The sequence below is a fragment of the Emticicia sp. genome (assembly GCF_049241225.1).
Taxonomy (GTDB): Bacteria; Bacteroidota; Bacteroidia; order Cytophagales; family Spirosomataceae; genus Emticicia.
The window spans coordinates 16,316-24,271 of record NZ_JBMLRC010000049.1 but is presented as its reverse complement, the minus strand read 5'-3'; the positions used below and the strand labels follow the sequence as shown (position 1 = coordinate 24,271).

Genomic DNA, 7,956 nt, shown 5'->3' with positions numbered 1-7,956 from the left:
ACCATCGGATACTGGAAGAAGCGTACGCTTCATAAAAACATATACCCCCATTACAACATACGCAATAGCTGTAAATGCTCTGATATAAATTGTAATTTGACTGAAACCTTCTGGTTTTCGATTCTGCAACATTATTCAAGAACGAATGAAATTGGCATAGTAAAGAATACCCTTACGCTACGTCCATTTTGTTTACCTGGATTCCATTTTGGCATTGATTTCAATACACGTTGTGCTTCTTCATCACAACCAAAACCGATTCCCTTTAAAATTTGAACATCACCTAAGCTACCATCTTTCTCAACAACGAATTTAGCAAAAACTTTTCCAGAAACGTTTGCTCTTTGAGCGGCCGATGGATATTTAAGATTTTTACCAATAAAGGCATACATTTCTTTGATACCACCCGGAAATTCTGGTTGTTGCTCAACTGTTGTAAAGATTTCATCTTCTTTCGGTTGCTCAATCTCAACGGCTTTTGGAGCTTCAACTACTGGAGGTGGAGCAGCTGCAATTTCGTCAGACTCAATACCTTCTTTAGTTTCGTTTGAGATTACCGCTTTCTCGATTTCTTCGGCTGGCGGTGGTGGCTCTTCATTCTTTACCTCTTCATCTGGCTTCGGCTCAGGAGGTAAGAACTTAATAGTTGCAACTTCTGGTGGCTTTTGCTCAGGTGGCGGTGGTGGCGGAAGGTCAAGTGGCTTGTCTTCCACTTTTTCTTCTTTCAACTTAGCTAAGTCGATTTCTACCGCAACTTCTTTCTTTGCTTTCGGCGTGATTGACGCATAAAGCATTGGAGCACCCACAGCTGCCAAAAATGCAACAGAACCATACAAAAGTGAACGGTTGACCGTCTTTTTGTATGTCTTTCTTAGATCATATGCTCCATAGGCCTTGTTACGGGTCTCGAACACCATGTCATCTAAGGTAACATTGACATTATTTTTAGGGTCCATATTTTTTTAATTTGTCATTAAATATCCACTACTTAACGAATGTACTTAATTACTGTTTTGGAGCAGCGATTTTCTGCTTGTAGATATCCAACTCTTCTTTTGAAGGGTCAACGATCGCATAAAGATCTGACTTTGTGATAGCCATCTCATCCAAAATATCAACTGTATTTTTGTACGTTGCGTCATCAGTTGGTTTGATAACTACAGTAAATTTAGTTTGGTCAATTGCGTTAACTTTTGCCTTCAAAATAGCGGTACGAATACCATCTTTAGAATAATCGGTTTCATTCAACAATTCAGGAGTCAAGTTCTTTGACGACTTTTGGTGATAGAAAATACGATTATCTTTGCCCATTATGATTGTAATCGTGTTTGATTCTTTGATTTCTGCCGTTTCAGGTGGTTTATTTTGGTCCTTCTCCTTCTCTGGCATATTCAACTTCATCATATTAGGCTTGCTGAACGTCGTGGTGAAAACAAAGAATGTAATCAGTAAGAATCCTAAATCTACCATGGGAGTCATGTCAACTCTTGCGGATTGTTTCTTGGCCCGTACTTTACCATCACCTTTGCCACCACCACTGGAGGTGTCTATTTCTGCCATTGTATTACAATGTTTAGATGATTCATTAAAATATTAATTAGGTGCGTTTTCAACACCAGTAATCAATTGAAACTTGTTGATATCTCTTTTACCAAGTTCGTTGAGTACTTGCTTAATAGCTGGATAATTAGTGGCTGCATCACCTCTAATTGCCAATTTAGCTGAAGGATTTACTTCTAATAAGTAAGTTGAAACCCAATCACCTAATTCGCTTTTGGTGCTATCATTCGGAATACCAGCCATTACAACATTTAATTGGTCTTCTGGAGGTAAATTTAAATATTGCTTCAAGCCAGCAATACTTATACCGAAATCTGATAATTTCTCAAAACTCTTCATATCAGTAGTAGTTACTGAAACGCCATACTTTTGAGCCATTCTTTGAAGTAATTCTCCACGCTGTTTTGCATCTGCGATACCAAAATAGTATTTTCCTTTAGGGTCAATACTGATAGTAGCCACACCCGTTTCAGGGATTTTTGTTTGCGAAATTGACGAAGGTGTGTCAATTGTTACTGATTCTTGACCTTTGAACTGGGTAGTCATGATAAAGAACGACAATAACAAGAATGCCACATCACACATCGCTGTCATATCCATGACAGGACTTTTTCGTTTTGGTTTTACTGCTGGCATAACTCCTTAATGATTTAGTTTTACAAATATAACGAAAACAAATTTAGATTGTTATCTAATTATATATTTATTTTTAGATAAAATCTTAATTTGTCAATTAAGATTAGTTATGAGCTGCAAAATTTTGTTGGATGCTCAAACCGATTTCGTCAATTTTGTAAGTCAAATCATCAATTTTAGATGTAAAGAAGTTATACATGATGATTGAGATAGCAGAAGTACCGATACCTAAGGCTGTGTTAATCAAGGCCTCAGAGATACCAGTTGCAAGAGCTGCTGCATCTGGGGCTCCACCACCAGCACCGAGAGCTGAGAACGCACGAATCATACCTAATACAGTACCTAATAAGGCGATCAAAGTAGATACAGTTGCAAGCGTTGAAAGGATTGTAAGGTTTTTCTCTAACATTGGAAGTTCTAATGAAGTTGCTTCTTCTACTTCTTTTTGAAGAGCTGCTAGTTTTTGTTCTTTGTCTAAAGAGCCATCAGTTGTCAAAAGGCTGTATTTACCTAATGCAGTTTTTACTACATTACCTACTGAACCTTTTTGTTTGTCGCACTCTTTGATTGCATCAGCAACGTTGTTTGAATCTAATAACGAACGAACTTTACGAACAAATGCATCGATGTTACCTGTACCAGAAGCTTTGTTGATTGTGAAGAAACGCTCAATTGAGAATACTAATACGCAAAGGAAACAAGTCATCAAGATAGGCACGACAACACCACCACTGTGGATAAGGCCAAAGAAGTCACCTGGTTTTGGTTTGTGTTTTTCGGCGTCAAGGAAGTGGCTTGAGTCTCCTAAGATGAAAACGTAAGTTGCGATTGCAATTGCAAGAAGTACAGGGATTGTTAACGCTGGATTTAATCCACCACCAGTTGATTGTTTTGCTGCTGGTTTAGCTGCAGGGGCTGCTGTCTTTTTTTCCATTAGATTAGAAAATTTTAGGGTTTTAAAAAGTTAAAAATGTTTTTTTGTTAAATAAAAGTTTAAAAAATTAAAAAATCGAGCGATTTCAAAAGAAAATACTGTCAATCCAGATAATGTATTCTTTTTAATTTTTTGACAATTTTATAGAAAAACCGTGAAACAAAAAAGTATAAATACAATTAATTTTTAGTCAAAAAAACGAATATTGAACTTTTCCAAGATTTTTTAAGTATCAAACTGAGACAATAGCGTCTCTTAACATTTTAGCTATCAAGGATTTAACTGTAATTTTATTTAAGTTAAACATTTTTTCAAACTAAGTTTTTCGTTGTCATTTTTTTTTAATCTGATTTACAATATTTTAGCCCAAAATGCACTCAAAAGTCTTATTGTTTATTACTATCTACTTTGATTCGCTCTTCTCGGTTTACCAATTCCCAGGCAGTCTGGAATACTAAACGTGTGATTTGCTGGTATTTCGGAAAAAGAATTTTTTCAACATCATCACCAGGTCGGTGGTAGTCTTCGTGAACACCTGTGAAGTAAAAAATTACAGGTATTTTATTTTTAGCGAAATTATAGTGGTCAGAACGATAGTAAAAACGATTAGGGTCTTTAGGGTCATTAAATGTATAATCTAATTCATAATTGATGTATTTCTTATTAACGTCTTCGCTTATTTGGTGCAATTCAGATGATAATTTATCTGAACCAATCAAGTAAACGTATTCTTCTTTTGGTGCGTGTTGTTTATCAATTCGACCAATCATATCTATGTTCAAATCACAAACTGTTTTAGCCAATGGAATGATGGGGTCTTTATCAGTATAATATTGTGAACCCAGCAAGCCTTTTTCTTCGCCAGTTACGGTCATAAATAGAATACTACGACGTGGACCATTACCTGCGGCTTTTGCCTTAGCAAATGCTTCGGCAATTTCAAGAACTGCACATGTACCCGAGCCATCATCATCTGCCCCATTGTGAATCTGTCCGTTTTGAATTCCTACGTGGTCGTAGTGAGCGGTAATCAACACAACTTCATCTTTTTTATCCGTTCCTTCCAAAAATCCTAAAATATTTGCTGTTTCTACTGGCACTTCTCCCCTTTCAGCTTTTACTGAAACTGTTGAAGGTTTAATCTTACTTGCCAGACTTTCTTTCTTATCACTGATTTCCTCAATAATTTTGGTCAGCTTACTTGACTTTACATCGAGCATTTCGGCGGCCATTTCCTGAGAGACGAAGAAAGTTGGGTTTGAGGTTGCTTTCTCGGCTGTTGCAGAAGCATTAAAACTCAATTGGTTGAATCTTGATAGAACCGCTTTACGCTCTGCTGCCAGTGAAGTAAATTTCTGAACATCAGTTGCCGAAATTACGAAAAACATTTTTGCCCCGTGATTAAGAGCAATGTTGATTTTCTTTTGAAGCCCTGCTCGTTCAACCCAATCTGATTTTTCATCAGGTTTTGTGAATAGGTATTTACCGTCTTTGTCTTTTGGTTCGCCATCAAAAAAAACTACGGCTTTACCTTCTACATTTATATCTTTATAATCATTATAGCCATCTTGTTCGATTCCATAACCAACAAAGACTACCGACATTGATTGTTCTTCAGGGATACTCGTGAGGCCATTCGGATAATAATCTTTGAAGAACTCTTTCTTTTTATTACCTATTTTTATGTAGGCATCTTTCCAACCTTTCTGATATAAATTAAATTTTTGGTAATATCCTTTGCTACCATCTTTTTGTGGTGCAATAGCTTGTAAGCCCAAGTCGGCAAAATGCTTTGAAATATAAGCCGCAGCCTTTCGTTGGCCTTCCGAACCTGTATCACGGCCTTCGAGGCTATCAGAGGCAATGTAAGTAAGGTGTTTTTTTAAGTCTTGTGCTGAAATTGTGGATGCAAATTCGGTTGATTTGTCTTGTGCAAAAAGACTTGAAGAAATCAATAATGATAAAAACAGCGTTTTTTTCATGAACAATGGTTGGTTTGTTGAAAATAATTTCAGTAAAAATAATGGTTTTCAAATTAGAAGTCATGATTTACTCATAATTTTGCTCAAATTACTTTTTCTGAATAAATGACTAAAGAGCAAGTTTTAAAAAAATATTTTGGTTACGATAAGTTCCGTCCACTACAAGCTGACATAATTGATACAATTTTGGCGAAACAAGATTGTATGGTGCTAATGCCCACTGGTGGCGGCAAGTCTATTTGTTTTCAAGTACCTGCTTTGGTGATGGATGGAATAACTTTGGTTATATCTCCTTTAATTGCCTTGATGCAAGACCAAGTGCAGTCGTTAAAAGCCAACGGTGTACCTGCGGCATTTATGAATAGTACGCTTTCGATGGTTGAATTGCGTACAATTGAAGAGCAATGTAAGTCGGGAGAATTGAAACTACTTTATATTTCGCCCGAAAAACTTTTCTCGAATAATTATTTAGGATTTATCAAAACCTTGAATGTTAATCAGATTGCCATTGATGAATCGCATTGTGTTTCGAACTGGGGACATGATTTCCGACCAGAATACATACAATTAAAGGTTTTGAAAGAAGCTTTTCCGAGTGTTCCGATGGTTGCCCTAACCGCAACAGCTGATAAAGTAACGAGAAAAGATATTCTGACCCAGTTGGGGATTCCTGATGCTCAAATTTTCATTTCTTCTTTTGATAGACCGAATCTTAGTCTGGCGGTACTTCCTGGTAGAAACCGACTCAAAATCATTCATGAGTTTATAGCCAAACGTCCGTATCAGTCGGGTATCATTTATTGTTTGAGTAGGAAAAATACCGAAGAGGTTGCCGAAGGCCTCCGCAAATTAGGTCTTCGTGCGATGCACTATCATGCGGGAGTGGATGCACAAACTCGCTCGGAAGTGCAAGATGCTTTCATAAAAGATGAGATTCAGGTAATTGTAGCCACAATTGCTTTCGGAATGGGAATTGATAAATCGAACGTAAGATTTGTGATTCATTATAGTTTACCATCGAATGTAGAAAGTTATTACCAAGAAATCGGTCGAGCTGGGCGTGACGGCATGAAGTCTGATACCTTGCTCTTTTATAGCTTTGGCGATATTATTACTCGCAAAGAGATGATTCAGAAATCGGAATTACCCGATGAGATGAAAGAAGTGCAGTTTGCGAAACTCGACCGTATGAAACAATATGCCGAATCGGAGATTTGTCGTAGAAGAATATTGCTAAGTTATTTCAACGAAGAAGCCCAAAACGATTGTGGTAATTGCGATGTTTGTCATAATCCTCCGAAAAAGTTTGATGCGACCATTTTTGCACAAAAAGCTTTATCGGCAGTTGCTCGTGCCGAAGAAAAAGTAGCAATGGGGCTACTAATCGATATTTTGAGAGGTGCACAAAACCGAGCCATTTATGAGCGTGGCTATCAGAACCTCAAAACTTTTGGTGTAGGAAAAGAATTGAAATACGAAGAATGGGCCGATTACATAACGCAACTACTCAATTCGGGAGTTGTTGATATTGCTTATGACGAAAGACATGCCTTAAAACTCAATTCAGTTTCGTGGCAAGTGCTTAGAGGCGAACGAAAAGTTGATTTAGTAAGATTTGAGGCCTACGATGTGAAACGTGCGAGATTAGACGAAGAAGCACCAAAAGAAAAATCGAAGAAAGAGGTAATTAAAGATGCTTTGTTTGAGAAACTACGTATTTTGCGTAAGAAAATTGCCGATGAGCAGAATGTGCCGCCATTTGTAATTTTCTCTGATGCGACGCTTTCGGATATGGCTCAAAAACGGCCAATCAATCGCTTTCAAATGATGGCAGTTTCGGGTGTTGGTGAGCAGAAATTCAGACAATATGGCGATGAGTTTATCAATGAAATTCTATCATTTACGGGGCAAAATCCAGGTATTGGACGAGCCAAACAGGAAAAAGGAATGACATTTCTGGAAACCTTTGAAATGTATAAAGCTGGGATGTCGCTCGAAGAAATGGCGACCAAACGCTCACTTAATCCTGTTACGATTGTGAGTCACTTAGTAAAACTCTATCAAGATGGCCAAGACATTGACCTCAAACAATATATTGCCACTTATGAATATAATCAAATCATTGCCGAAGCCATGAAGCTAAATATCCAAAAAGGTGATGCCATCAAACCGCTTTTTGAAGCACTCGAAGGGGTATACGATTATGCAAAACTAAGAATAGCTTTGGCCCTGTGGGAAAAGTAGTACAACATTTAGCCAATAAATTGTTCAGTACCTTTTAAGCAGAAAATACAATGAAGAAAATCTTATTAATAGAAGATGAAATAAATGTGGTTAGCTTCATAAAAAAGGGCTTAACCGAAGAGAACTTTGAGGTTTCGGTGGCTCTCGACGGAAACAGCGGAATTCAGATGGCTTCTGATAATGATTTCGATTTGATTATTTTAGATATCATGTTACCTGATACCAACGGAATTGAGGTTTGTAAAATATTAAGAAATGAAAATATCCAAACACCAATTTTGTTTCTGACGGCTCTAAACACAGCCGACAATATCGCACTCGGTCTTAACTCAGGAGCAGATGATTATTTAGCAAAACCATTTAAATTTATAGAGTTGGTGGCAAGGATCAAGGCCTTACTGCGTAGAAGTTCGTCGGCCGGAAATGAGATAAAAATCAAAGAAAATATCTACACGATTGCCAATCTCAGGATGGATGATGATGCCAAAACAGTTGAACGCAATGGCGAGTTTATTTCGCTCACCGCTACCGAATATCGATTACTGTTTACGCTCATAAAAAATAAAGGGCGAGTATTATCAAGAGTCGATCTGCTTGAAA

The 7,956-nt window shown here is 37.3% G+C and carries 7 protein-coding genes; 2 read left to right on the top strand and 5 right to left on the bottom strand.

Going from position 1 to position 7,956, the window contains the following annotated elements; genetic code table 11:
- Positions 1-131 precede the first annotated feature (131 nt).
- The 5 genes from ACOVO2_RS03185 to ACOVO2_RS03165 all read right to left on the bottom strand — a co-directional run bounded on the left by ACOVO2_RS03185 (position 132) and on the right by ACOVO2_RS03165 (position 5,112).
- The gene (locus ACOVO2_RS03185; protein WP_421768583.1) at positions 132-956 is read right to left on the bottom strand and encodes an energy transducer TonB; all 825 of its coding nucleotides are present in this window, start codon (positions 954-956) and stop codon (positions 132-134) included.
- A 49-nt stretch (positions 957-1,005) separates the two neighbouring features.
- Complete coding sequence (locus ACOVO2_RS03180; RefSeq protein ID WP_421768582.1) at positions 1,006-1,560, bottom strand: ExbD/TolR family protein; 555 nt, start codon at positions 1,558-1,560, stop codon at positions 1,006-1,008.
- A 33-nt stretch (positions 1,561-1,593) separates the two neighbouring features.
- Positions 1,594-2,196 (bottom strand): ExbD/TolR family protein, encoded by a 603-nt coding sequence (locus tag ACOVO2_RS03175; protein WP_421768581.1) that lies wholly within the window; start codon positions 2,194-2,196, stop codon positions 1,594-1,596.
- Positions 2,197-2,299: 103 nt separating this feature from the next.
- On the bottom strand, positions 2,300-3,130 hold the full coding sequence (locus ACOVO2_RS03170; protein WP_421768580.1) for a MotA/TolQ/ExbB proton channel family protein: 831 nt from the start codon (positions 3,128-3,130) through the stop codon (positions 2,300-2,302).
- 386 nt (positions 3,131-3,516) lie between these two features.
- Positions 3,517-5,112 carry a M28 family peptidase gene (locus ACOVO2_RS03165; protein WP_421768579.1) on the bottom strand — a complete coding sequence of 532 codons (1,596 nt, stop codon included), beginning with the start codon at positions 5,110-5,112 and terminating at the stop codon, positions 3,517-3,519.
- Between the two features lie 105 nt (positions 5,113-5,217).
- On the opposite strand from ACOVO2_RS03165, the gene recQ reads away from it, so the two are divergent.
- Together recQ and ACOVO2_RS03155 are read left to right on the top strand one after the other, a co-directional pair.
- Entirely contained in the window at positions 5,218-7,356 is a 2,139-nt protein-coding gene (gene recQ, locus ACOVO2_RS03160; protein ID WP_421768578.1) for a DNA helicase RecQ, read from the top strand.
- A 50-nt stretch (positions 7,357-7,406) separates the two neighbouring features.
- Positions 7,407-7,956 (top strand): response regulator transcription factor (locus tag ACOVO2_RS03155; RefSeq protein ID WP_421768577.1); only part of this gene is annotated, 550 nt, incomplete at its 3' end.